At 64.0% G+C, this 25,225-nt stretch carries 22 protein-coding genes; 11 read left to right on the top strand and 11 right to left on the bottom strand.

Annotated features, from left to right (window positions below; translation table 11 throughout):
• Positions 1 to 94: 94 nt before the first annotated feature.
• From AWB70_RS16765 to AWB70_RS16745, 5 genes are all read right to left on the bottom strand, one after another.
• The gene (locus AWB70_RS16765; RefSeq protein WP_053570591.1) at positions 95 to 3,499 is read right to left on the bottom strand and encodes a DEAD/DEAH box helicase family protein; all 3,405 of its coding nucleotides are present in this window, start codon (positions 3,497 to 3,499) and stop codon (positions 95 to 97) included.
• 14 nt (positions 3,500 to 3,513) lie between these two features.
• Positions 3,514 to 4,710 (bottom strand): restriction endonuclease subunit S, encoded by a 1,197-nt coding sequence (locus AWB70_RS16760; RefSeq protein WP_063786729.1) that lies wholly within the window; start codon positions 4,708 to 4,710, stop codon positions 3,514 to 3,516.
• Positions 4,707 to 6,245 (bottom strand): type I restriction-modification system subunit M, encoded by a 1,539-nt coding sequence (locus AWB70_RS16755; protein WP_053570592.1) that lies wholly within the window; start codon positions 6,243 to 6,245, stop codon positions 4,707 to 4,709. Before AWB70_RS16755 ends, AWB70_RS16760 begins: the two co-directional genes overlap by 4 nt.
• Positions 6,246 to 6,388: 143 nt before the next feature.
• Entirely contained in the window at positions 6,389 to 6,766 is a 378-nt protein-coding gene (locus AWB70_RS16750) for a hypothetical protein (protein WP_053570593.1), read from the bottom strand.
• Between the two features lie 638 nt (positions 6,767 to 7,404).
• Complete coding sequence (locus AWB70_RS16745; protein ID WP_014193565.1) at positions 7,405 to 7,791, bottom strand: hypothetical protein; 387 nt, start codon at positions 7,789 to 7,791, stop codon at positions 7,405 to 7,407.
• A 128-nt stretch (positions 7,792 to 7,919) separates the two neighbouring features.
• On the opposite strand from AWB70_RS16745, the gene AWB70_RS16740 reads away from it, so the two are divergent.
• Positions 7,920 to 8,879, top strand: a complete 960-nt coding sequence (locus tag AWB70_RS16740) for a 3-hydroxyacyl-CoA dehydrogenase (RefSeq protein ID WP_082378152.1) — start codon at positions 7,920 to 7,922, stop codon at positions 8,877 to 8,879.
• A gap of 34 nt (positions 8,880 to 8,913) precedes the next feature.
• On the opposite strand, the gene AWB70_RS16735 is transcribed toward AWB70_RS16740, so the two are convergent.
• From AWB70_RS16735 to AWB70_RS16725, 3 genes are all read right to left on the bottom strand, one after another.
• Complete coding sequence (locus tag AWB70_RS16735) at positions 8,914 to 10,209, bottom strand: amidase (RefSeq protein ID WP_053570594.1); 1,296 nt, start codon at positions 10,207 to 10,209, stop codon at positions 8,914 to 8,916.
• Between the two features lie 25 nt (positions 10,210 to 10,234).
• Entirely contained in the window at positions 10,235 to 11,002 is a 768-nt protein-coding gene (locus tag AWB70_RS16730) for a glutaredoxin domain-containing protein (RefSeq protein WP_014193568.1), read from the bottom strand.
• 85 nt (positions 11,003 to 11,087) lie between these two features.
• Entirely contained in the window at positions 11,088 to 11,726 is a 639-nt protein-coding gene (locus AWB70_RS16725; protein ID WP_053570595.1) for an isochorismatase family protein, read from the bottom strand.
• Positions 11,727 to 12,064: 338 nt separating this feature from the next.
• Here AWB70_RS16725 and AWB70_RS16720 point away from each other — a divergent pair, with 338 nt between their 5' ends.
• From AWB70_RS16720 to AWB70_RS16695, 6 genes are read left to right on the top strand one after another with little or no spacing between them, the layout of a single operon-like run.
• Positions 12,065 to 13,618, top strand: a complete 1,554-nt coding sequence (locus AWB70_RS16720; RefSeq protein WP_053570596.1) for an ABC transporter substrate-binding protein — start codon at positions 12,065 to 12,067, stop codon at positions 13,616 to 13,618.
• 13 nt (positions 13,619 to 13,631) lie between these two features.
• Positions 13,632 to 14,573: an ABC transporter permease gene (locus AWB70_RS16715; protein ID WP_014193571.1), complete on the top strand. Its 942-nt coding sequence runs from the start codon at positions 13,632 to 13,634 to the stop codon at positions 14,571 to 14,573.
• 18 nt (positions 14,574 to 14,591) lie between these two features.
• Positions 14,592 to 15,485, top strand: coding sequence for an ABC transporter permease (locus AWB70_RS16710; protein ID WP_045456566.1), 894 nt, complete (start codon positions 14,592 to 14,594; stop codon positions 15,483 to 15,485).
• Positions 15,482 to 16,573 (top strand): ABC transporter ATP-binding protein, encoded by a 1,092-nt coding sequence (locus AWB70_RS16705; RefSeq protein ID WP_082378153.1) that lies wholly within the window; start codon positions 15,482 to 15,484, stop codon positions 16,571 to 16,573. Before AWB70_RS16710 ends, AWB70_RS16705 begins: the two co-directional genes overlap by 4 nt.
• Entirely contained in the window at positions 16,570 to 17,631 is a 1,062-nt protein-coding gene (locus AWB70_RS16700) for an ABC transporter ATP-binding protein (protein WP_053570597.1), read from the top strand. Before AWB70_RS16705 ends, AWB70_RS16700 begins: the two co-directional genes overlap by 4 nt.
• A gap of 55 nt (positions 17,632 to 17,686) precedes the next feature.
• Positions 17,687 to 18,376 carry a GntR family transcriptional regulator gene (locus AWB70_RS16695; protein ID WP_053570766.1) on the top strand — a complete coding sequence of 230 codons (690 nt, stop codon included), beginning with the start codon at positions 17,687 to 17,689 and terminating at the stop codon, positions 18,374 to 18,376.
• Positions 18,377 to 18,418: 42 nt separating this feature from the next.
• On the opposite strand, the gene AWB70_RS16690 is transcribed toward AWB70_RS16695, so the two are convergent.
• A complete protein-coding gene (locus AWB70_RS16690; protein WP_053570598.1) occupies positions 18,419 to 19,309 on the bottom strand; it encodes a LysR family transcriptional regulator in 891 nt (296 codons plus the stop codon).
• Positions 19,310 to 19,407: 98 nt separating this feature from the next.
• On the opposite strand from AWB70_RS16690, the gene AWB70_RS16685 reads away from it, so the two are divergent.
• Genes AWB70_RS16685 through AWB70_RS16670 form a run of 4 tightly spaced genes read left to right on the top strand, consistent with a single transcriptional unit; the run spans position 19,408 to position 23,724 of the window.
• On the top strand, positions 19,408 to 20,301 hold the full coding sequence (locus tag AWB70_RS16685) for an HpcH/HpaI aldolase/citrate lyase family protein (RefSeq protein WP_053570599.1): 894 nt from the start codon (positions 19,408 to 19,410) through the stop codon (positions 20,299 to 20,301).
• Between the two features lie 14 nt (positions 20,302 to 20,315).
• Positions 20,316 to 21,506 (top strand): CaiB/BaiF CoA transferase family protein, encoded by a 1,191-nt coding sequence (locus AWB70_RS16680; protein WP_053570600.1) that lies wholly within the window; start codon positions 20,316 to 20,318, stop codon positions 21,504 to 21,506.
• Positions 21,507 to 21,522: 16 nt separating this feature from the next.
• Positions 21,523 to 22,332, top strand: a complete 810-nt coding sequence (locus tag AWB70_RS16675; RefSeq protein WP_053570601.1) for an amidohydrolase family protein — start codon at positions 21,523 to 21,525, stop codon at positions 22,330 to 22,332.
• A 27-nt stretch (positions 22,333 to 22,359) separates the two neighbouring features.
• Entirely contained in the window at positions 22,360 to 23,724 is a 1,365-nt protein-coding gene (locus AWB70_RS16670; RefSeq protein ID WP_014193580.1) for a short-chain fatty acid transporter, read from the top strand.
• A gap of 40 nt (positions 23,725 to 23,764) precedes the next feature.
• On the opposite strand, the gene AWB70_RS16665 is transcribed toward AWB70_RS16670, so the two are convergent.
• Together AWB70_RS16665 and AWB70_RS16660 are read right to left on the bottom strand one after the other, a co-directional pair.
• Positions 23,765 to 24,295 (bottom strand): DUF2889 domain-containing protein, encoded by a 531-nt coding sequence (locus AWB70_RS16665; protein WP_053570602.1) that lies wholly within the window; start codon positions 24,293 to 24,295, stop codon positions 23,765 to 23,767.
• Positions 24,292 to 25,224 carry an electron transfer flavoprotein subunit alpha/FixB family protein gene (locus AWB70_RS16660; protein WP_053570603.1) on the bottom strand — a complete coding sequence of 311 codons (933 nt, stop codon included), beginning with the start codon at positions 25,222 to 25,224 and terminating at the stop codon, positions 24,292 to 24,294. Before AWB70_RS16660 ends, AWB70_RS16665 begins: the two co-directional genes overlap by 4 nt.
• Position 25,225: the final 1 nt, after the last annotated feature.

The raw sequence follows: 25,225 nt of genomic DNA, 5'->3' as shown, positions 1-25,225 counted from the left end.
CGAACGTTCATCGACAGCAGCGAGAGGGGAAGTTCAATCTCCAGCAACGTGCCGTCCGCCATGCGCGTGTAGGTCGTGCTCGTCTCAAGGAGTTCTAAGCGGCGGCTCTGGCACGGATCAAATCCAGCACCGTGACCAACTGATCGACCTGATCTGCGAGAAAGATCGCCTCGGGCCCGGAAGGACACCTATCCACGAACGGAGTCTCATAGAGACGCGATGCGTCCATGACCCCGTTCTGGATCAGTTCTTCGACAACGAGGTTGATGAATTCGATCTGATCCGGCGTGGCGGTCGTTGCACTGACGAACTCACTGAACGCCTGCATCGCGGCTTCGCGTTCCAGGCCCACTAGCGACCGGATGAAGATGCCCAAACCCTCACTCTGCTCGGTCGCGGCTTTGATGAGTTCTGGAGAGCCGCCTGCTTCGACCAGCATCCGTTCGAGCTCCTCGAGATCGGCGCCTGTTAACGCTTGATTACGACGGAGCCGCTGCAAGGCCAGATGGTTCTCATGCGCTCGCAGAAAGGTGCGCGCCTTTTCCTTGAACTTGGCCATGTTGAGGCCAGCCGTCACCTGCGGCAGCGTGACTTCGGTCATTTCCCCGAGTTCATCCTCGAAGTCGGTATAGACGATCTTCTTCTTGACCTTCGGAATCAGCTTGATGAGCTCGCGAAGCCGACGACGCGCGGTTTCCAGCATCGGCACGGTGACGTCTTCCCACCAATCGTCACTGGCGACCGCGCTGACGAGCGCGATCTGTGCCCTGATCGCAGGAATGGCAATCTGCTCCTCGAGGTCGCCGGCGATTCGCTGAATTTTCTCGCGTAATCCGTTGAACCCGGTACCCGCCTGCAGAATGGTGAGTTGCGCGCGCAAAACCAGCATATCGAAGCGCTTCGCCTCTTCATCGCTATCCAGAAGTGTGGTTGGCAGGTCGGCCACATGCTCCGACAGTTCATGGAAGTCTTCCTTAGACAAGGACTGCCATGCGTCGGCCTGACTGAACTTGTCGACGAACTGGCGTCGCGGACGGACCACGAAGTTGTCGACGTTCATTGCCGCAACCTGCGAATGCAGCAGTGCGGCGGTTTCCGTGCGCAACTGGCCCTCCGAGAGATGACCGCCGTAAGGCTGAGGTTCAGGCTGATTCATGTCGTCTTTCGAGCGCTGATCCAGCGCGCCGATCATTTCCAGTCGCGCCTTGAAGAGTCTCGTCCCGAGTGGTTCCGTGGTCGAGCCTTCGGCGAAGTTCTGGCTTGCGCCGAAGAACTCCAGGTTCTGGCAATAATCGAATATAAAGAACTTCTTCTTGTCGTGACCCGGACCAAACAGATCGACGCATAGGCGCGTGCCGCGTCCGACCATCTGCCAGAATTTCGTCTTGGAGCGCACCGCCTTGAAGAAGACGAGATTGACGATCTCCGGCACGTCGATGCCGGTATCGAGCATATCGACAGACACCGCGACATGCGGCATCTTCTCCGGCTTCGCGAAATCGTCGATGAGCGATTGAACGTATGTGGTCTTGTACGTCACCATCCGCGCGAAGTGTCCGTTGTACTGCGGATAGTTGGCGTCGAACCGTCGGGCGATGAACTCGGCGTGATCGTTGTTCTTGGCGAAGATGATGGTCTTGCCGAGCAAATCGCCGCCTGCTACTTTCTGCCCCTTGGTCATCAGAACCTCGAGCGCCTTGTCGACGGTATCGATGTTGAAAAGCCACTTGTTCATGGCTTCCGTATCGACTTCAGTCGGCATCGTGCCGTCTTCGTTCCATTCGACCGCATCCCATCGCTCTTTTTCTTCTTCGGAGAGGTCGTCGTAACGAATGCCTTCGCGCTGAAACTTGAGCGGGACGGAAATCGGCTCGGGCGGCACGAGATGCGAGTTCGCCACGGCCTCGTCGAGCCCGTAGGCGTCGGTGGGCACGCCCTTTTCGAGGTCGAACAGGCTATAGGTATCTTTATCGACTTCGTCCTTCGGCGTGGCGGTCAGGCCAACAAGCATCGAGTCGAAATAGTCGAAGATGGCGCGATATTTCCGGTACACCGAGCGATGAGCTTCGTCGATGACGATAAGATCGAAATGTCCGACGCCGAAGCGCCGCACGCCGTTGTGCGCTTGGTCGATTAGGCCCATCATCGTCGGGTAAGTGGACACGAACACTCGGCCCTCTGTGTATTTGTCCGTGACGAGATTGACCGGCGATGCATCGGGCAGATGCGTCTTGAACGCGCCGACCGCCTGATTGACGAGCGCCACGCGATCCGCGAGGAACAGAATGCGCTTGGCCCAGTTGCAGCGCATCAGCACATCGGCGAGCGCAATAACTGTGCGCGTCTTGCCCGTGCCTGTCGCCATCACGAGCAAAGCCTTGCGCTGGTTGTCGACTTCGAACGTTTCCCCGATGCGACGAATGGCTCGCGTCTGATAGAAACGCTCGACGATCCTGGTATCGATGACCGCTTCCGCCAGCTTCTTGCGGCTCGAGCGGCGCTGGATGACGAGTTCGAGTTCTGCCTTCTTGTAAAAGCCTTGCAGCGCGCGGCGCGGATAGGACTGGTCATCCCAGATCCAGTTCTCGTAACCGTTCGACAAGAAGATGACCGGACGCTGCTCGTGTTCCTTCTCTAAGCAATCGGCGTAGAGTTTGGCCTGCTGCTCGCCCGCAAGCGCGCTTTTCGTCGTGCGCTTGGCTTCGATCAGCGCAAGCGGTCTGCCGTCGTCGGCCCTTAGCACGTAGTCGACTTTGCCGATGCCCTCCTTGTTGGGCATACCGGTGACAACGACTTCATGATCCTTCGCCGGATCGAGCGTCCAGCCGGCCTCCTTGAGCATCAGATCGATGAAGGCGCGACGCGTTTCGGCTTCCGAGTAGTCGTGCGTGTCCGGCTGCGCGCTGTTGGCCTTCTTTGCCGCGGCAACTTCCTCGCGCAGTTTCTGAAGTTCTTCGTCGAGCGTGGCTTTAACCGCGAGCAGGTCGGAGAGGCGATTGTCTTTCGCGTGAAGTTCGTCGTTGAGGCGCTGGATCTGTTCGAGCGTCTTCGCGGGCGGGGCTGTGGTGGCGGGCTTCGGAATCAGATCGAGCGAGAACGTCAGGCTGGGCGCGGGACGAGACGTGCGGCCGTAAGTGCGGGCGAGCCAGTAGCAGAGATGGAACAGCTCGCGCGTGGCGTTTTCCGCATCGGAGACGGCGATTTTCTTGACGCCATGCACCGCGAGATTACCGAGGTCCTTGATGAAGCGCGCTTTGGTGAACCGCGCTTCGCCGACGTTTTGACGGAACGTCGGTTCGTGGATCAGTGCGCTGAGGTTGTCCTGGTACGGGAGCTTGAATGCCTTGTCGTGCGTGTAGAGCCATGCGACCGCGATTTCCAGCGCGCGGCGGGCGTAGAAGCAGGACGCGCGCGGGTCGGTATTCGCGGATGACTCCGCCTTGCTCGCCGCGTCGAAGAGGATGGACCATTCGGGGGAGAGGAAGGCGAAGTTGGTCATTTTTTTATCCGTTTTTATAGGGTGCCGGTGAAGGCGCGGTGTTGGAGGGAGGAGAAGAGGTTGTCTAGAGCTAACAAAGTCCTCTTATGAACTTCTTGGCACATGATCAATTTGCCAATGTGTTTCGCAAACTCTCTCTGCAATGACAGGGGCGGCTGCCCAATGATAATCGCTTGAAGTTCGGTCGCGTTGATGTTGGCCATGCCAATAATGCTTTTACACATACCCCTGAGAACCTTTTTCGAGTACGCTGAATTCAGGAATGCAGATAGGTATTCCGGATCATTGTTCGAGTTTGTTCGAAGCCGAATAAGGTATCCGGCATAGGCCATGGGAGTGCGCTCTCTAAAGAGCGCCGTTTTTCCAACCAAATCTGCACTGTTTGTGCGATTGAAAAGGACATCACCTGCTTGAACGAGATAGCGATCTTTTGACTTCGCTTCTAGATTCATATACTTCAGATCGGCTAGATCTATCGCGCCTTTCTTCGTGATATTGTTCATGCGGAGTACCGGAAATTGTCCGTCTTCCGAGGCTTTTTCGTTCGTGCCATACGAAGCGGAGCAAAGCAGATCGCCGACGGTGCGCATGGGCCATCCTTTCGGATTTGTAGCGGGATTACCGAATGTATCCAAAAAGAGCGATTGTCCTAAATCTTCCAGAGCAGCCAAAGCCTCGCGTCGCTTAGCGCACAGCGCGTCGGCCTTATCAAGAATCGCGGCGATGCGGCGTTGTTCTGTCATCGAAGGAAGCGGCAGTTCAAGCTTGAGGCACCTTTCAATATTCAGATTCGAGATGTTTGTGGTCTTTTGCCCATAGCTGCGAACAAGAGCTTGCACGTAACTTGAGGAGAACCACCAGTATAGATATCGCTGGTCAACCTTGTCCGAACCAGCCCTAAGCGCTGATATGAAACCACCAAAGGTTGCTGGCCAAGAGAGATGAGGAACCCAACAGCATTTCCCTACCAAGTTCCAACTGTTCGCGCTTGATACCAAAATATCCCCGGTCTGAAGGCGTTGATCCTTTCGACGCACAAAACTACTAGGGACAGCCAGAAGATCTGAGCAGTCCAGTATTTTCTGAACGTTTTTCGTGCGCATACAGGCAACCGCCTCCTCATCGTGCAGGGCAATTACATCATCCGGCTTGAAGGTGATGCCTCGAATGAACTTCGCAACATCACCCAATTTGGCTGTCGGCAAACTCACTGCAACATCCCCTCAAGCTCCCTCATCCCCGCCTGAATCTCCGCTTCCAGCGCCTTCAACTTCGCCACAATGTCCAGCGGCGGCAAATGCTCGACCGCTTCATGCACCACTTCCTTATACCGATTGATCGACAGGTCATAACCCTGCGCCGCGATATCCGCCTTCGGCACGCAGAAGCTCTGCTCCGTACGCGCGCGCTTACGCTCCGTACCATCGCGCAGATTCCACCGCGCAAGCACGTCCGGCAGGTTGTTCTTGCCGTGCTCCGCTTCGGTCAAGGCGGTCGCAGGCGTAACGCCTAGCTTGTCCTCACTCAACAACGGCTGACGCTTGTCATCGAGACTGCGGCCATCGGCCTCCATGTCGTAGAACCACACGCGATCCGTGCCGCCCGAATTCGTCTTCGTGAAAAGCACGATCGCAGTGGACACGCCCGCGTAAGGCTTGAACACGCCTGAGGGCAATGAAACGATTGCATCAAGCTTCTGATCTTCGACGATCATCCGGCGCAATTCCTTGTGCGCCTTGCTCGATCCGAACAGCACGCCGTCCGGCACGATAACCGCCGCTCGGCCGCCCGGCTTCAGCAGCCGCAGGAACAGCGCGAGAAACAGCAGTTCCGTCTTCTTCGTCTTGACGATGCTCAGCAAATCCTTCGCCGTATTCTCATAATCCAGCGAACCCGCAAACGGCGGATTCGCGAGAATCAGCGAATACTTTTCGTCGTCCTCCGCATGGCCTTGCGCGAGCGAATCCTTGTACCGCACGTCCGGATTGTCGACGCCATGCAGCGCCATGTTCATGCTGCCGATTCGCAACATCGTGTTGTCGAAGTCGTAGCCGTGGAACATGCCGTGGTGGAAGTGCTCACGCTTGGCCGCATCGCGCAGCATCGAAGGATGCTTGTCACGCAGATACTCGCCCGCTGCCACCAGAAACCCGCACGTGCCGCTCGCCGGATCGCAGATCACGTCCGCCGGCGCTGGTGCCGTAAGTTCGACCATCAACTGAATGATGTGCCTCGGCGTGCGGAACTGACCGTTTTGCCCGGCGCTGGCAATCTTGCCTAGCATGTATTCGTAGAGATCGCCCTTCGTGTCGCGATCTTCCATCGGCACGTGGTCGAGCATGTCCACGACTTTGGCCAGCAAGCTCGGCGTCGGAATCGTGAAGCGCGCGTCGCGCATGTGATGCGCGTAGGTGGAACCGTCCGCATTCATCGTGCGCAGAAAGGGAAACACATGCTTGTCGATCAGCGCGAACATGTCTGGCACGGCGAAGTGCTTGAAGCGCGACCAGCGCATGTCATCGTAGGGCCGTCCACCGGGGTCGGCGCCCTCGGGGAAGATGCGCCGCGCCAGCGGCTTTTTTGTGGCAGTGGCTTTGCGCTCTTCGAGTGTATGAATGTCGTCCAGGCGACGGAGGAACAACAAGTAGGTGATTTGCTCCATGACCTCGAGCGGATTCGAAATTCCGCCCGACCAGAATGCATTCCAGATGGAATCGACTTGATTACGTAGCGTGCCAGTGAGCATCGATATTTTGCTTTTATAAGTTAAATGGCACCAAAACGGATAAACGTCAGGGGCTACCATTGCGCAAGGAGCGGCCGCGTCAGTGGGTGCACGACGTCGGCAGGGAATGACCGCGGTTGGCGGTTCTCTCCCTATTCGAACGCCTAGGTGAACTTATAGGGCGAGCGCGTGATGCCTCTCGCCGAATCGCGATGCGCGCGCCCATGCACGCTCGTGCCGCTGGCCGTCACGTCCTGCTGGATAGTCGACGGCCTAGCCATCTTCGCTGCGCCACCCATCGGACCCTCGCCCTGCGCAATCGCGCCATACGGAATCGGACGTCGTGCTTGCGCGGGCTGCCCGGCCCCTGCGGGCTCCTTGTTCGGAATGATCGGTGAATTGTCGCGATCACACACCAAGATAATTCCTATATCGTCCGCTTGCGGATCGAGAATCACCGCGTTTGCGCCACCCGCCAGCCGCAGATACGGCACGCCGTGAATTACGCCATGCGCGATGACATTGCGCGTGCCTTGAACCATCCGTTTTGGCGGGCCGCGACGACCCGGCCGAGATACGCGGTACGCACGCGGGCCAGCATCTGCTCGACCACGCTGCGCTCCGTTCGTACTCGACCGCGAACGACCACGGACGGACGCTTGCGACCGCTGCGGCGGCTAGTGCAGATGTTTCAGTTCGGGCTGACGCCGAGATACCCTATGGGCGAGAGTGTGGAGAGCTCGTGGCTCAAACGCATCAACTGCCATGTGCCCGAGGCCATTGGCACGATCGACTGCGCGTTCGCCGTCGCGCCGACATGATCGCGGCATTCTGCGGCCCCGCATAGGTGTTGGGCGGCGTCAGCAGATATACAGTTCGAGCAGGAACACGTCGCGGCTCTTGTTGCGTCTGCCGCAGGCCAGACGCAGTGTCAGTTCCTGCGGCTGCGCGACCTGGTTGTGCGAGGCGAACAAGCCCTGCTCGACCGGCTACGAGGCCACGCGCTGCTCGCCGCGAAAGCCGAGATCGGTCACCGCGTCGGGCGTGGCCAACGCGTTGCCCTGATCCATGTCAGGGCGCGGCTGACCCTAATTTGAGATGAATCCGATGGAAGCACCGCCGCACGTATCTCAAAATTAGGCCTGTCTGAAGCGCAAACCAATGTGAAGAAGCCATGTACCTACTCGTGCTCTTTGTTCTCACCGCGCTGTACCGTCGCATCAAGTCGAATCGCCGCACCCGCCATCGAACCCAGACCCGCTGTCACGCCCGCGCCGATCCCGCCCATCGCCACGCTTTCCCACTTGAACCCGCTCTGCTGCCCTCCTGCGATCATCACGCCCTGTGAGGCGGCCGCGCCAACCGCTCCACCTATTGCCGCAGCTCCGATTGCCGTACCCGTTGTCATCGTCACGCCTCCGACAGCAATGCCGCCGCCCAGCGCGCTCAGACCCGCCGCGCCGGCACCCGCGCCAGCGGTACCCATCGCAGCACCCATCGCCATCGCCGCCGCACCCGCCGTATAAATCGTCGCCACCACCGCCACAACAATCGCGATGATCTGCACGAACCCGCCACACCCTCCGCCCTTGTCCGGCGGCGGTGGCGCATCGGGCAGCGTCGGCTGCGTATCCCCAATCGGCGGCTGGACCGCGGCGTGACGCACACAACACTCATTTCAAGGCGAGACGAACGATGAACGTATCGAAGATGGATCTGAACAAGCCGGTCGCGGTGATCGGCGCGGGACTGGTGGGCGCGGGATGGGCGATCGCGTTCGCGCGCGCGGGCCTGCCGGTGCGCATTTACGACGCCAACCCGCACACGGCGGAGAAGGCGCTGCCGTGGGCCGCACATCAGCTCGCGGCGCTGCACCGGCATGGACTGCTCGACGAAGCGCCCGAAACGGTCGCCGCGCGGCTCACGCTCGCCGACTCGCTCGCGCAAGCCATCGACGGCGCGGCGTATGTGCAGGAGTCGGTGCTGGAGCGCGTCGACGTCAAGCGGCAACTGATGCTGGATCTGGAACAAGTCGCGGATGACAGCGTGATCATCGGCAGTTCGAGCTCAGGCATCAAGGCGTCCGACTTCGCCAACGATCTCGCCATCTCGCCGCGCGTGCTGATCGCGCATCCGGTCAATCCGCCGTATCTCGTGCCGGTCGTGGAGCTCGTGCCGTCGACGCAGACATCGCCGCAGACGATCGCGTTCGCCGACGCGCTCATGCGCGGCATCGGCCAGAGCGTCGTCCATGTGCGCAAGGAGATCGAGGGCTTCGTCCTGAACCGTCTGCAGGCGGCGCTGCTGCGCGAAGCATGGGCGCTGCAGCGCGACGGCATCGCGAGCTGCGAGGACATCGACAAGACCGTGCGCGACGGGCTCGGCTGGCGCTGGTCTTTCATGGGACCGTTCGAGACGATCGATCTGAACGCGCCGGGCGGCGTCGCCGACTATGCGAACCGGCTCGGGCCGCTGTATTACTCGATCGCCCGCTCGCGCACCGAAGACGGTCCGTGGGACGCCGCCCTCATCGCACAGGTCGAAGAGGACCGGCGGCGGCATCTCTCCGCTGACGAACTCGCCACGCGGCGCGACTGGCGCGATGAACAACTGATGCGGTTCGCCGCCAGCCGCACGAAAGGCGGCGTGCGGTAAGCCGAAGCGGCGGCGCGCTTGGGCCGCCGCCCGCTCACCCCTCCACGTCGATAATCCGCGCAACCCGGCTCGCGATCCGCAATAAGCGCGCATCGCCCATCTGCGGACCGACGAGCTGAACCCCGACAGGCAATCCCTTCGGCCCGTGCGTGCACGGTATCGCCACACACGGCACATGCAGCAGGGTCCACATCGAATTGAAAATGGCGTCGCCCGTGCTCATGAGGCCTTCCGGCGCTTCCCCGCGCGACGCGGGCGTGACGATCACATCGAAGTCGCCGAACACCGCATCGAGCTCGGCGCGGCACCGCTCGGCCGTCCGGTAGGCGTGCAGCAGCGTGGCGGGTGAATCGAGCTTCGCCGGGGCGACGCGCTCCCGTATCGTCGCGTTGATGCGATGCCCGTCATGCTCGACGAGATCGAGGAACGCGACGGCGCCTTCGGTTTCCATCACCGTTTCCTGCGCGTCCGACATGGCGTCGAACGACGCGGGCAGCGTCACGTCCGACACGTTCGCGCCCGCCGCACGCAGGCGCGCCGCAGCCGTTTCGAGCGCGGCCACGCCCGCCGGTTCGATCGCGCTCCATTGCGGCGGCCGGCAGATCCCGACGCGAATGTCGCTCAGAGAGATGGCCTCGTCATGGCCGGACGTGAGACGGAACGCACGCGCGACGAGCGTGAGATCCGCCACGCTGCGTCCGTACCAGCCGATGGTGTCGAGACTGACCGCGAGCAGCTTCATGCCCTCGGGACTCACGCGGCCCCACGTCGGCTTCAATGCATAGATGCCGTTGAACGATGCCGGACGGATCAGCGAGCCGCCCGTCTGCGTGCCGAATGCAAAGGGAACCTGATGATCCGCCACGGCCGCCGCCGATCCCGACGACGATCCGCCGGGCGTGTGCGCCGGGTTCATCGGATGCGTGGTTGCCGCCACGCGCCCGAACGACGCGAACTCGACCGTGTCGGTCTTGCCGAGCAGCACCGCGCCCGCGTGCTTCACGCGCGCGACGCACGCGGCGTCGCGCGCGGGCCGGTGATCCTGATAGACGAGCGAGTTGTGCGTCGTCGGGAGATCGACCGTGTCGATCATGTCCTTCACGCCGAACGGCAGGCCGCTCAGCAGGCCGGGCGCGCCATACAGACGCCGCTTGTCTTCCTCGCGCGCCGCCTGAATCGCGCGCTCGCGGTCGATCGCGAGCCACGCCTTCACCACCGCATCGCGCGCGTCGATGCGTTCAAGGCACGAACGCATCAGCGTTTCCGCGCCGAGCGCGCCTTCGTCGATGGCGCGAGCGGCCTCGGCCGCGGTCATCATGCACGGTTCCATCCGGTCTCCTCGAAAGAGTGCGGCGTCATCCCCATACTTCGTCGGGCAGCGGCAGGCCTGCGAGATCCGCGTCGGTGAGCGGGCCGTCAGGCGCAACGCCGTGGCTCTCCAGCATCAGCATGATCTGGCGTGTGTGCTGCGTCGCGTGCCATGCGGTGCGCTCCAGCACCTCGTGGAACGGCCGCGTGCCGTAATACGTCGAGACCGTGTAGTTCACGTCCGGGTCTTTCTCCGCGGCCCACCACGCATCGAAGCGGCGGTGTACGTCGTCGCCCCAGCGCGCGATGTCGTCCGCCGTCCATGTTTCGGGCGGCACCTCGTCGAAGCTCTCGAAGCGCAGCGTGATGCCCTGCGACGCTTCCATCCCCATCTCGGCGATGCGATACACGTGGTAGCAAAGCTGCCCCGGCGTGCGCCGCCGGTTGCGGAACGGCTCGTGCAACTGCTCGGGCGTGAACTGATGCACGTAGCGCGAAACGGCACTCATCACGCGGTCGAGACGCTGCACCAGCGTGGCGGCCGGCAACGGATCGGCGAGCGTCGTGCGCAGGTCGAGAAACTTCACGACATCCTTGAGCGATTGCGCGAGCGTGTAGTGCTTGCCGATCGACACCACGGGCACGCTGCGCACGCCCAGTTCGAACAGCTCGGCCTGCGCCTGCGGATCGTTGTGCACGTCGCGCGATTCGTACTCGACGCCCTGTTGCGTCAGAAATTCCTTGGTGCGCAGGCACGACGAGCAGCCGGGCTGCCAGAAGACCTTGATGCGCGCGCCAGTCGCGATATCAGACATGAATCCCCTCCATTGCAAAGACTTGGCTTCGGGCCTTCGTGCGCTCGTCCCGCACGCTCGCGGCCCGAACGGTGGAAGCGAAAGTTCAGGCGAGCGCCGCGTGCCTGTCCTTCGCGAGCGCGGCCATCACGTCGGCGCTCGTCATGAGGTCGGCGTACTTCTGGCCCATGTCGAAGAGGCTCTGCTCGTGCGGCGCCTGCGCGCGGTCGCCCACGCAGTCGGTCACGACGACAGGACGCAGCCCGTGCGCCGATGCATCGACGACGCTCGCGCGCACGCAGCCGCTCGTCGTGCAACCGGTGACGAGCAGCGTGTCGATGCCCTCGGCCATCAGCCACGACGCGTAGTTGGTTCCGAAGAACGCCGACGAATGGCGCTTTCTCGATACGTACTCGCCGTCGACAGGCCTGCACGACGGCACGATCTGCGTGTCCGGCGCGTCCTCGGTGAGCTCGCGCAGGCGCGGCACCTTCTCGCCGAACGTGCCGATATCGAAGCCGCCTTTCTGCGCGGCGAAGTACACGTGCGACACCGGCATCGCATGCTCGCGCGCGTAGGCGAGCAGCTTCGCCGTCTGCGCGATGGCGTCGTTGATGTTGTAGCCGCCGAACCCGTCCTCGCGCGTGAAGCCTTCCTGGAAATCGATCACCAGCACAGCCGTCCTGCGGCCGAAACCGAGCGGTTGCCCGAACTTCTGTTTGACGAAGATATCCGTATCCGACATGTCGACCTCGGCGAGAGAGAGTGGGAGTTGCGGCAGCGAGCGGGAACGGCGCATGGCCGTTCACGGGAAATTGCATGCAAAAAATCGGGGTGTCAACTCTGAAATGAATGCTGAACTCGTCCAATCGGGCTGACCATTCGGGTAAACACGCTCGAAATTGAAATAAGCGTCAGGGAAATACCATCCGATCAGTTGGGTGAGCGAACAAATTACAATGATTCCCGGTGATCGGCGTGTGAAATTGGTAGTTTGGAGGCCTTGCCCCATAAATTTTTGTATGCGATTCTGCCCTGGCGCTCTCCCGATCGATTCGATCGCCTCCGACCGGTGCCTACGCCATGACTACAAAAGCCTCGTGCCGCAGCCTTTCCCGTCGTCATTTCACGCTTGGCGTTGCAGGCGCCGCCGCGCTGAATCTCGTGGCGCCGCTCGCCCGGGCGCAGGGGCAGCCGAAACTCCTGCGCGTGCGGCTCGGCGCGGACATCGCCAATCTCGATCCGGCGCGCATCTTTCAGGTGGAGAACCAGACGGTCGCGACGCACATCTACAGCGGGCTCGCGCGCTATGACGAGGCCACCAACAAGATCGTCCCCGATCTGGCCTCGAGCTGGGACGTCACGCAAAACGGCACGGTCTACACGTTCCATCTGCGCAAGAACGTGCAGTGGCACAAGAACTTCGGCGCGTTCTCCTCCGACGACGTGCGGTTTTCCTTCGAGCGCGTGCTCGATCCGAAAACCGGCAGCAACTATCTCGGGCAGCTCGCCGCCATCGCGAAGATCGATACGCCGGATGCAAGCACGGTCGTCATCACGCTCAAGGCGCCGAACTCGGGCTTCATGCACAAGGTCACCAACCTGAATCAAGGCTGGATCGTGAGCCGCAAGGCCGTCACCGAGATGGGCGATCGCAAGCACGCGCTGAATCCCGTCGGCACGGGGCCGTTCGTCTTCGAAAGCTGGACGCCGGGGCAGGAAGTGCGTGTCTCCGCCAACAAGGCGTATTTCGGCGGCGCGCCGAAAGTCGATGGCGTGCTGTTCCGCGTGATCCGCGATGAAAACGCGGCGGCCACCGCGCTCAGCAACGGCGAGATCGACATCTTTTTCGCGCTGCAGGAGCCCGCGGTGATCGCGCGCCTGAAGGACGACCCGAACGTGAAGCTGCACGACCGTCCCGCCGATCACACCATCAACCTCGTGCTCAACATGACGCACAAACCGCTCGACGACCTGCGCGTGCGTCAGGCGATCATGTACGGCATCAACCGCGACGCGATCATCGCCGGCCTGTTCAAGGGCACGAAAGGCACGGCGTACAGCGTGCTCACGCCCGCCTTCCTCGAATACACCGAGGACGTGCCGAAATATCCCTACGATCCCGCCAAGGCGCGCGCGCTGCTCGCCGCGGCCGGGCAGCCGGGCTTTTCGATGGATGTCATCGGCGTGGGCTTCAGTCCTTACGACAAGATCGTCGTGCCGATCGCGAGCGACCTGTCCGCCATCGGCATCAAGCCGCGCATCCAGGTGCTCGAACGCGGCGCGTACCTGCAGGTGCGCTCGGGCGGCAAGATCCCGAACGCGATCACCGGCGTGGTCGGCGCGCCCGATCCCGACAGCCCGATCATCTCGATGCTCGCGAAGTCATCGTTTCCGCCGGGCCTCAACACGTCGCATTACACGGGCGTCGACGACCTGATCGCGCAGGCCGCGGCCGCCCAGGACGAAGCGGCGCGCAAGGTGGCGTACCAGAAGATCCTGCACAAGAGCATGACGGACCTGCCGCTGATCCCGCTGTATGCCGACCGGCTGTTCATCGCGCATTCGAACAAGGTTCAGGGCTTCGTGCAGAACTCGCTCTTCACGATGAACTCGTATCCGGTCTCGCTCGCCTGAGAGGACGCCCGCGATGGAACGCTATCTGGCTCGCCAGGCGCTGCACCTCGTCATCACGCTCGCCGGCATTCTCACCGTGACGTTCTTTCTCGTGCGCATGATTCCGGGCGATCCCGCGCAATACATGCTGGGCGATTACGCCACCGACGAAGCCTTGGCCGCGCTGCGCGAGCAGCTCGGGCTGAATCACTCGCTGCTCGTGCAGTACGGGCTGTTCATCGGGCACGTGCTGCACGGCGATCTCGGCACCTCGGTGGTCACGGGCCGGCCCGCGCTGCTGGAGATCGCGCAGAGCCTGCCCGACTCGGCGATTCTCGCTGTCGCCGGCATGACGATCGCCGTGCTCGTCGGCGTGCCGCTCGGCATCGTCACCGCGGTGCGGCAAGGCAGTTTCATCGATATCGGCGTGATGCTCGTCGCCCTCGCGGGCATTTCGTTCCCGGTGTTCTGGCTCGGGCTCGCGGGCATCCTCGTGTTCGCGCAGCACCTCAAATGGCTGCCCGCGCTCGGCGCGAGTTCCGGCGGCGGCTTCATCGAGGCGACCCGGCATCTGGTGCTGCCCGCCACCGTGCTGGGCGTGTCGGTGGCGGCGTATGTCGCGCGACTCACGCGCTCGGCGATGCTCGAAGTCATCGGTCAGGACTACATCCGCGTGGCCCGCGCGATGGGCGTGCGCGAAAGCACCATCGTCTGGCGGCTCGCGTTCAAGAACGCGCTGGTGCCGGTGCTGTCGATCATCGGCGTGACCTTCGCCTATTCGCTCGGCAGCGCGATCCTGATCGAAGTCGTGTTCAGCCGGCCGGGCGTCGGCACGACCATTCTCAAGGCGGTCAGCGCGCGCGATTACCAGCTCGTGCAGGCGGGCGTGCTGGTGCTCGCGGTGATCGTCGTGCTCGTCAACACCGCGCTCGATCTGCTCTACGCGGCGGTCGATCCGCGTCTGCGCACGCGCTGATTCAACGAGGACCCGCCGATGAGCTCGCCTGCCGCTTCCCTCAAACCCGCGCGCCGCAACGCCAACGCTTCGTGGCGCCGCTATGCGCGTCATCCGGGCTTCATGACGGGGCTTGTGATTCTTGCCGCGATGGTCGTCATCGCGTTCGGCGCGCAGTGGATCGCGCCCTACTCGCCCGTCGCCGCCGACATGGCCAACACGCTCGCCGCGCCCTCCGCCGCGCACTGGTTCGGCACGGACCAATACGGGCGCGACGTGCTCTCGCGCCTCGTCTGGGGCACGGGCATTTCGCTGCAGGTCGCGTTCTCGGTGATGGTCATTTCCATCGTGCTCGGCGTCGCGCTCGGCTCGGCCGCCGCGTTCTTCGACGGCTGGCTCGCACGCGTGCTGGTCGCGCTCATCGATATCCTGCTCGCGTTTCCGGGCTTTCTGCTGGCGCTCGCGCTGGTGGCCGCGCGCGGCTCGTCGCTGAGCTCGGTGATCTGGGCGATCGCCATCGCGTTCGCGCCGCGCGTCGCCGCCGTCATGCGCGCGGTCGTACTGACGATCAGGCCACGCGTGTTCATCGAGGCGTCGACCTCGATCGGCATGGCGCGCTGGAAGATCCTGCTCGTGCACGTGATTCCGAACAGCCTGCCGCCGGTGATCGTGGTCGCGACGGTCGGCGCCGCGAGCGCGGTGCTCGGCGAGGCGGGCCTGAGCTATCTCGGGCTCGGCGTGCAGCCGCCCGCGCCGACGTGGGGCAACGTGATTGCCGACGGCCAGGGTTTTCTGGCTTCGCATCCGGCGATTTCGCTCTCGGCGGGCGCGTGCATCGCGCTGCTCGTCATCGCCTTCAACCTGCTCGGCGACGGACTGCGCGACACGCTCGATCCGCAGATGCGCCGCCGCGCCGACGCGAGGACGTTATGAACAGCACCCTCCCGGCCGTCTTCAAGATCCCGCGGCGCAGCGCGCCCGCCGACGCCGCCGATGCAGCGAACGGCGTCCGCACGGACGAGACGCGCATCGATCCACAAGCGGTGCTCGAACTCGACGGCTTGCGCACGGTGTTCCCGGGCGCGGTCGTGGTGGACGACGTATCGCTGAGCGTGCGGCCGGGGCGCACGCTCGCCGTGGTCGGCGAGTCCGGCTCGGGCAAGTCGATGACGTTTCTTTCCGCGCTCGGGCTCGTCGCGCCGCCGGGGCGCGTGACGCACGGACGCGTGCTGCTCGATGGCGTCGATATCGCCCGGCTCTCCGGCGAGGCATTGCGGCGCGTGCGCGGCGCGTCGATCTCGATGATCTTTCAGGATCCGATGACCGCGCTCAACCCGGTCTTCACCATCGGCGAGCAGATGACGACGCTGCTGCGCGCGCACGAGCGCGTGAGCAAGCCAGCGGCGCGGGCGCGAGCGGCCGCGCTGCTGGAACGCGTGCGGATTCCCGAGGCGCGCGCCCGGCTCGACGCCTATCCGCACGAGTTGTCGGGCGGAATGCGCCAGCGCGTGCTGATCGCGATGGCCGTGGCGCTGCGCCCCAAAGTCGTGATCGCCGATGAACCCACGACCGCGCTCGACGTCACCGTGCAGGCGCAGATTCTCGACCTGCTCGCGGACCTGCAGCAGGAAACGAACATGGCGATGGTGCTCATCACACACGATCTCGGGCTGGTGGCGCGCTATGCGCAGGACGTCGCGGTGATGTACGCGGGGCGCGTCGTCGAGCTCGGTTCGCTCGCGCGCGTGTTCGGCGCGACGCGGCACCCTTATACGCAGGCGCTGTTTCGCAGCATTCCCGATCTCGAAGGCGAGCCGGGCTGCGCGCTGCATGCGATCGAAGGCAGTCCGCCCGATGTCGCCGCCCTGCCCGCGGGCTGCGCGTTCGAGCCGCGTTGCGCGATGGGGCGCGGCCGCGAGAACTGTTGCTCGACGCGCCCGCCGCTCGTCGAAACCGACGACGCCGCGCATGTCAGCGCGTGCTTCCACTGGCGCTCGCTGGCTACGACGGAGAACGCATGATGCTGTTTCAGATCGATGCAGTGAGCCGCAGCTTCGGCGCGAAGCATTCGTTGCTGCAACGCAGGACGCCGGTGGTGCAGGCGGTCGACGGCGTGTCGCTGCATCTCGATGCCGGCGAAACGCTCGGTCTCGTCGGCGAAAGCGGCAGTGGCAAGAGCACGCTCGGGCGGCTCGCCGTGCGCCTGCTCGAACCGAGCGCGGGCCGCATCTTTCTCGAGGGCGTCGATATCGGCGCGCTCGGCGGGCGCCCTCTCCGCGCGATGCGCGCGCAGGTGCAGATGGTGTTTCAGGACCCGTACGGCTCGCTCGATCCGCGGCGCGCGGTGGGCGCGGCCATCGCCGAGCCGATGAAGGAGCATGGCGCGTGGCACGCGGACGGCCCCGCGAAAGTGCGCGAGCTGATGCGCACCGTGGGCCTCAATCCCGATCATGCGACGCGCTATCCGCACGAGTTTTCGGGCGGGCAGCGTCAGCGCATCGGCATTGCGCGGGCGCTCGCGCTGAATCCTAAAGTGCTCGTGCTCGACGAGCCCGTGTCCGCGCTCGATGTCTCCATTCAGGCGCAGATCATCAATCTGCTCGGCAAGCTGCAAAGGGAGCGCCGGCTCGCGTATCTGTTCATCGCGCATGATTTGGCGGTCGTGCGGCATGTGAGCCATCGCGTCGCGGTGATGTATCTCGGACGCATCGTCGAGCTCGCCGCGCGCGACACGCTCTATGCGTCGCCCGCGCATCCCTACACCGAGTCGCTGCTCGCGGCGGTGCCCGTCTGCGACCCGGCCGCCGCGCGCGCGAAACCGCGCGTGCGCGTGCTCGGCGAGATCGGCTCGGCGGCGAATCTGCCTGGCGGATGCCGCTTTCATCCGCGCTGCGTGCGCGCGCGCGAGCTCGTCGCGCAACCGGGCATCGCGAACCGGACGACGATTCCGATCCGCTCGGTCGACACGCGCCACGGCCGGCTGCCCCATGCCTGTGTGCACGACGATCCGGCGCTCGCCGATCGCGGCGACGGCACCTTGGTCGCGTGCCATTACCCCCGTGCCGCGGCGGCGGCCTGAAGGCGCACATTCGATATACTTCGCCCGTTCGAAGCACGATCCGCACGGCACTTCCATGGACATCGCAGACAGCAGCGAAAACTCACAGGCCGAAGCCGTCGTCAACGGCTTGCAGGCGATGATCCTGAGCGGCACGCTCAAGCCCGGCGCGAAGCTGCGGGAAGCCGAACTCGGCGAGCTGTTCAACGTATCGCGCACGCCGGTGCGCGAGGCGCTGGTCGCGCTGGAGACGCGCGGCATGGTCGTCTACGAGCGCAATCGCGGCTTCAGCGTGCGCTCGTTCAGCCTGCGCGACCTGCGCGATTCATACGAACTGCGCGCGGTGCTCGAAGGCTATGCGAGCGCGCTCGCGGCGCAACGCGGCTTCAGCGACGAACAGGTCGAAGCGATGCGCGCCTATCTCGCGGAGACGGGCCGGATGCTCGTCGGCGAACGCACGCTCGACCAGGAGGAAGTGCAGGCGATGCGCGAGCGCAGCGACTGGTTCCACGCGCAAATCAACGACGCGTGGACCAACGCGCTCTTCAGGCGCAGTCACGAGATGGTGCATCGCACGCCGCACAAGCCTTTCACCGAACCGCTGATGGACACCGCCTCGATGCGCCGGTATCACGAGGAGCACGTGCGCATCTTCGAAGCGGTGGCCTCACGCGACAGCAGCCGCGCGGAGCATCTGATGCGCGAGCACATCTTGCGCGGGTGCTTCGAGATCGATCTGCGCTTGAAGATCGAACACCATCACTGACGGCACGAACAGGCGCCTGCGCGGGTTGTGCATGCAGCCCGGCTACTCTCCCCGCGCCAGGTTCGCCGCCACCGCCTCATCCGCGCACTGCCGCAAGCCCTGAATCAGGCGCGCCCGCGGCGAGGCACGCTGCCACACCATGCCGAAACGGCGCGGTTCCGTCTGAATCGGCAGCGCGAGCCGCGCGACGGAAAGCGCCGAGGTCATCGGCGAGACGATATCCGGCACGAGCGACACACCGAGGCCACGATCGACCATCATCGCGATCGCCATCAGCGCGTTAAGCTCGAAAAGCTCATGCGGCACGATGCGCGCGGCACGCAAGTACTGATCCGCCTGCTTGCCGCCGCCGAGCGTGCGGTCATAGCGGATGAACGGCTCGCGCCGCAGCAGTTCGTGCGGGTCGTCGTTCGCAAGCCGCGCGGGCGCGAGCACGACGAGCGGCTCCTCGCGAAGCAGATGCCAGTCGTAGGCCTTCGGCAGCGCGAACGCGGGATGCAGGCATATGGCGACATCGAGATCGCCGCGTTGCAGCGTGTCGTAAAGCTCCATCGACGTGCCCGCGCGAATCAGCAGCTTCGCGCGCGGAAACTCGCGGGCGAAATTGGCCAGCACATCGGGCAGCAGGCTCAACAGCGCCGTCGTGATCGTGCCGATGCGCAGTTCGCCGGCCGCTTCGCCTTCGAGCGCGTGCGCCTTCAGATCGGCGAAATCGGCGACCAGACCGCGCGCCCGCTCGATCACGCGATGCCCCGCCTCGGTCGGAATCACCGTGCGGCCGGCGCGCACGAAGAGCGTGATGCCCAGCTCGCGCTCCAGCGCCGACATCTGCTGCGCGATCGCCGCGGGCGTCACGCCGACGCGGCGCGCGGCCTCCGCCATCGAACCCGTATCCACGACGAGCAGCAGATTGGAGAGAAATGCCGTATCCATCGGATAGATTTTCTCGTGTTTGAAGATAGACGCGGATAGTTTATCTAAAGCGTGGGCATCCGTAGACTGGTCGGCATATTCAAGAGCCAGGGAGACACATGAGAAGCAAGCTCTTCGTGCCGGCTTCGCGTCCGGAACTCTTCGGCAAGGCGCTCGCGAGCGCCGCCGACGCCCTTTCCTTCGACCTGGAGGATGCCGTTTCGCCGGAGCGCAAACCGCAGGCGCGCGCCGAACTGCGCGCGCTGCTCGCCACCGGCGACGCCCTCGCGAGCGACAAGACGCTCATCGTGCGCGTCAACGGGTTATCCACGCCTCATTTCGCCGCCGATCTCGACGCCGTCGCGCGCAACGGCGTGTCCCTGATCAATCTGCCGAAGCCCGAGCATCCCGACGACGTGCGCGCGGCCGCCGCCGCGCTGGAGGCCGCCGAGCGCGCGAACGGCGTCACCGCGCCGATCGGCCTGCTGCTCAACGTCGAGTCGCCGCGCGCGCTGCGCTGCGCCGCCGAACTGGCGCTCGCGCATCCGCGCGTCGCGGGCTTGCAGCTCGGCCTCGGCGACCTGTTCGAGCCGCTCTCCATCGCGCGTCGCGAAACGGCTGCAATCCAGCAGGCGATGTTCGCGCTGCGCATCGCGGCGGGCGAGGCCAACGTCTTCGCCTACGACACCGCGTTCGCCAACGTCAGGGACGCCGACGGCTTTCGCGCCGAGGCGCAGATGGCGCGCGCGTTCGGTTTCATCGGCAAGAGCTGCATTCATCCGAGCCAGATCGCGATTGCGAACGACGTGTTCCGTCCGTCCGACGAGGACATCGCGCATGCGGTGCGCGTCGTCGTGGCGGCGCGCGATGCGGATGCGAAAGGCATCGGCGCCTATGTCGTCGATGGAAAGATGATCGATCCGCCGTTCGTCGGGCGCGCACGCGTGCTCGTCACGGACGCGGCGCGGCTGGGCCTGCTCTCGGACGAGCAGCGCGCCCTCGCCGGAATGTGAGAGGAGAAAGATTCATGGAACAGAATGTCGGACGCGGCGGGCCGCTTTCGGGCGTGCGCGTGCTCGATCTGAGCGCCTATATCGCCGGTCCTTACGGCTGCACGCTGCTCGCGGATCAGGGCGCGGAAGTCATCAAGATCGAACCGCCCTCGGGCGATAACCTGCGCAAATATCCGTCGACGCTCGAAGCGGAAAGCCGCGCGTTTCTCGGCGTGAATCGCGGCAAGCGCGGGCTCGTGCTCGACCTGAAGCAGGCGGAAGCGCTCGACGTGCTGATCGCGCTCGTGAAAGAGGCCGACGTGCTCGTGCATAACTTTCGCCCGAACGTGCCGGCGCGGCTCGGCATTGCGTACGAGCAGTTGCGCGAGATCAATCCGCGTCTGATCTATTGCGCGGTGACGGGCTATGGCGAAACCGGCCCGAACAAGGACAAGGCAGGCTACGACCAGGTGCTGCAGACGATGACCGGCATGTGCACGCTGCAAGGCCCGGCGGGCGGTCCGCCCGAAGTGCTTTACGGGTCCGTCGTCGATTACTACGCGGCGGCGCTCGTCGCCTCGGGCGTGTCGTCGGCGCTGTTCGCGCGCGAGAAAACCGGCGAAGGGCAGTATGTTGGCGTGTCGCTCTTGCGCAGCGCGCTCACGATGCAATCGGCGCGCATGATCTGGGCCGACAGCGAACCGAAAGACGTCGGCCGCGACATGCGCTCGGGCGGCATCACCGGGATTCATCCGACGCGCGAAGGGTATCTCTATCTCTCCGCGAACACGCCGCATTTCTGGACGTCGCTATGCGCGCTGACCGGACTCGACGCGCTCGCCGCCGACGAACGTTACGACACCGTGCGCAAGCGCGCGGTGCATCGCGATGAGATCGTGCCGAAGCTGCACGCCGCGCTCGCACGGCGCACGGCCCTCGAATGGGAAGCGCTTTTCGGCGATGACGTTCCATGCGCGGCCGCGCGCAGCGTCGAAGACATGTTCGACGATCCGCAAGTGCTCGCCGAGGACATGGTCGCGCGTTTCGACTATCCGGGCGTGGGCGCGTATCGCGGATTCAAGCATCCCGTGCGCTTTACCGCGACGCCCCTGCCTGAACCGTTCGCCGCGCCCGCCTTCGGCCAGCACAGCGATGCGCTGCTGCACGAAGCCGGCTTGAGCGACGAAGCCATCGAAGCGCTGCGTGCCAGGCGTGCGGTCCTTTGAACGGAGACCCTTTCCGATGAAATGCGATTCCCACATCCATATCTATGACCGCGCGTTCGTGAAGGCTGGCGAGTCCCAGGTCTTCGTCGAGAACGCCGATGTCGCCGCCTATCGCAGGGTGCAGGCGACAATCGGCACGCAGCGCGTGGTGATCGTCACGCCGCGCGTGTACGGCACGGACAACGCCGTCACGGTCGATGCCATTCGACAGCTCGGCATCGACAATGCGCGCGGCGTCGCGGTGCTCAATCCCGGCGTCACCGACGACGAACTCGCCGCGCTGAACGATGGCGGCATACGTGGCATACGCTTCACGCTCTACACGGCGAAGAACGCGGCGGTCGGCTTCGACATGGTCGAGCCCCTCGCCGCGCGTATCGCGGAGCTCGGCTGGCATGTGCAACTGCACTGGACGGCGGAGCAGATCGTCGAGCACGAAGCGCTGCTGCATCGCCTGCCCGCGAAGATCGTCTTCGATCATCGTGCGCGCTTGCCGTTGAAGGACGGCGCGCATCACGCGGCGTTCGGCATCGTGCGCGGTCTCGCCGATGCGGGCCGCGCGTGGATCAAGCTCTCCGGTCCTTATCTCGACTCGACAGCCGGACTCGAGAACCGCTACGCCGATATCACGCCGATGGCCCGCGCATGGGTGCAAGCCGTGCCCGAGCGCCTCGTGTGGGGCAGCGACTGGCCGCATGCGACGGAGACGCACAAGCCCGACGACGCGTTCCTGCTCGACCTGCTCGCCGAATGGACCGAGGACGATGCGACGCGCGAACAGATCCTCGTCACGAATCCCGCCGTGCTCTACGGCTTCGCCATCTAAAAGAACAAAGACTAACGGAGACACCGCATGAAATCCGCCGCCGCGCCAACACCCGTTCGCAAGACACGCTTCACCGAAACGACCATCCGGCTCTTCGAGCGCACCATTCCCGACCCCTTCGTGCTCGCGATCCTGATCACCGCCATCGTCGCGGCGCTGTCGCTGATCTTCGCACCGCATGCTTCCGTGCCGAAGATGATCGGCGGCTGGTACAAGGGCTTCTTCGACATCTTCACGTTCGCGTTCCAGATCACGCTCGTGCTCGTCACCGGACACGCGTTCGCGCACGCGCCGCCCGTGCAGCGGATGTTCAAGGCGCTCGTCTCGATCGCGCGCACGCCCGCGCAGGCGGCCACGCTCACGTTCGTGCTCGTCGCGGTGACATCGTTCTTCAACTGGGGCATGGGGCTCGTCGTGGCCGCACTGCTTGCGCGCGAAGTGGCGAAACGCATCCGCGTGGATTTCGCGTGGATCGTCGCGGCGGGCTTCTCGGGCTGGGTCGTATGGGCGAGCGGCATTTCGAGTTCCATCGCACTTGCGCAATCGACGCCGGGAAGCTCGATGAACGTCGTGCAGAAACTCACCGGCGCCGTGCTGCCCTTCGGCGAAACCGTGTTCACGCGCTTCAATCTCGTGCCGACGCTCGTGATGCTCTTCGCCATGCCCTTCGTGCTCGCCTGGCTCAAGCCGCGCGATGAAGACGCCGTCGTGCTCGACACCGAAAAGCATCCGGACGCGCCGCTTCGCAGAAAGCCCGAAGGCCCTTTGAGCTTCGCGCGGTGGATCGAGCATTCGTGGATCGGCAGCGCGTTCATCGGCGCGGTCGGCATTGCGTTGATCGTACTCACGCAGTTTCAGCATGTCGCGTTCTCGGGCGTGAATGCGGTGATCTTCGTGATGTTCATCGCCGGCGTGATCCTGCACGGCTATCCGCTCGCGTATGCGGACGCGATCAAGAACGCGGCGAAGCAGACCGGATCGATGATGCTTCAGTACCCGCTCTACGGCGGCATCATGGGCATGATGGATGCGACCGGCCTGCCCGATGTCATCTCGCACTTTTTCATCGCGATTTCCAACGCGCATACGCTGCCGTTCTGGAGCTACGTGTGCTCGCTCATCGTCACCTTCTTCATTCCGAGCGGCGGCGGACACTGGGCCGTGCAAGGGCCGTTCGTCGTGCCCGCCGCGGTCGCGCTGCACGCTTCCGTGCCCGCGACGACGATGGCCGTCGCGATGGGCGAGCAGGTCTCGAACATGCTGCAGCCGTTCTGGGCCGCGCCCGTGGTCGCGATGGCGGGCGTGGGCGTGCAGCGCGTGCTCGGCTTCACGGTCATGACGTTCGCCGTCGGTGCGATCGTGTATGGCGCTGCGTTGTTGATTTTTATCTGAAGCGCGATGAGCGAGGACAGCGAAGATTCGCCTGCCATGATCAGGCGCGCGGCGGCGCCTTGTACCATCGGGGATGAAACGCCGCGACGAGCGGACCATCGGTTCGCAGCGCATGGCAACCGTCGAGCTGGAACGGCCGCGTGGCGCCGCTCGCGTTGATTTCCTCGCTCATGGTCTGGAATGCGGCCGTCGCCACCGCGCCGATCAGTTCGGTCAGATGCGTGCAGCCCTGAGTGCCGCCGAACAGGCTTCTGATGTCGCGCATGAAACCCGGCGCGAGCTTCATGCCCTTCAGCTTGCGATACTCGGGTGTGATCGTTTCACAATGGCCGACGTATGGCACGGTGATCGATTCGGCATGCGCGTCGCGTATCACGAAGTCGATGCCGATGGTGATGCGCAGCATCATCTCGTGCACCGGATCGCCCGCCTTGACGACCACGCCGTGCGACGCGCGATCGTACGACTTCGTGTCGCGCAAGCGGCCTTCGATGTCGTAGAGGTTGTCGGCGCGCCTGAAGCCTTGCAGCGTGATATGCCGCGTATGCAGCGGAACGCGTTCCGTCGTCACAACGTGCCCACGAGTTCCGGCACGACCGCGAACAGATCGCCGACGAGACCGTAATCGGCGACGCTGAAGATCGGCGCTTCAGGGTCTTTGTTGATCGCGACGATGACCTTGCTGTCTTTCATGCCGGCCAAGTGTTGAATCGCGCCCGAGATGCCGACTGCCACATACAGTTGCGGCGCGACGATCTTGCCCGTTTGACCGACCTGGAAGTCGTTCGGCACATAGCCCGCATCGACCGCTGCGCGCGATGCGCCCAGCGCCGCACCGAGTTTGTCCGCCAGCGGCTCCAGCGTCTTCGTGTAGTTCTCGCCACTGCCCAAGCCACGGCCGCCCGACACGATGATGTGCGCGCTCGTCAATTCCGGACGATCGAGCTTCGTGACTTCACGGCTGACGAACTGCGAGATGCCGGCATCCGCCGCGGCTTCGATCTTCTCGACCGCCGCGCTGCCGCCTTCCGCCGCCACGGGATCGAAGCCCGTCGCACGCACCGTAATGACCTTGATCGGATCGATCGACTGTACGATCGCGATCGCATTGCCTGCGTAAATCGGGCGCTCGAAGGTGTCGGGGCTATCGACGGCGGTGATGTCGCTGATCTGCGCGACATCCAGATGCGCGGCGATACGCGGCGCGATGTTCTTACCGTACGCCGTGGCCGGAACCAGAATGTGCGAATAATTCTTCGCGATGTTCAGCACCGTGCCTTCGACGTTTTCGGCGAGGCCATCGGCGAGTTGAGGCGCGTCGGCCAGCAGCACTTTCGCCACGCCCGCGATTTTCGCCGCAGCGTCCGCCGCGCCTTGCGCGTTCGAGCCCGCAACCAGCACATGAATATCGCCGCCGATCTTCGCGGCAGCCGCAACCGTGTTCAGCGTCGCTGCCTTGATCGACGCATGGTCGTGTTCCGCAACTACGAGAATCGTCATG

The organism is Caballeronia cordobensis (assembly GCF_001544575.2).
Lineage (GTDB): Bacteria > Pseudomonadota > Gammaproteobacteria > Burkholderiales > Burkholderiaceae > Caballeronia > Caballeronia cordobensis.
Note: the sequence above shows the minus strand (reverse complement) of the source record. Positions and strands in the feature narration are given on the sequence as shown.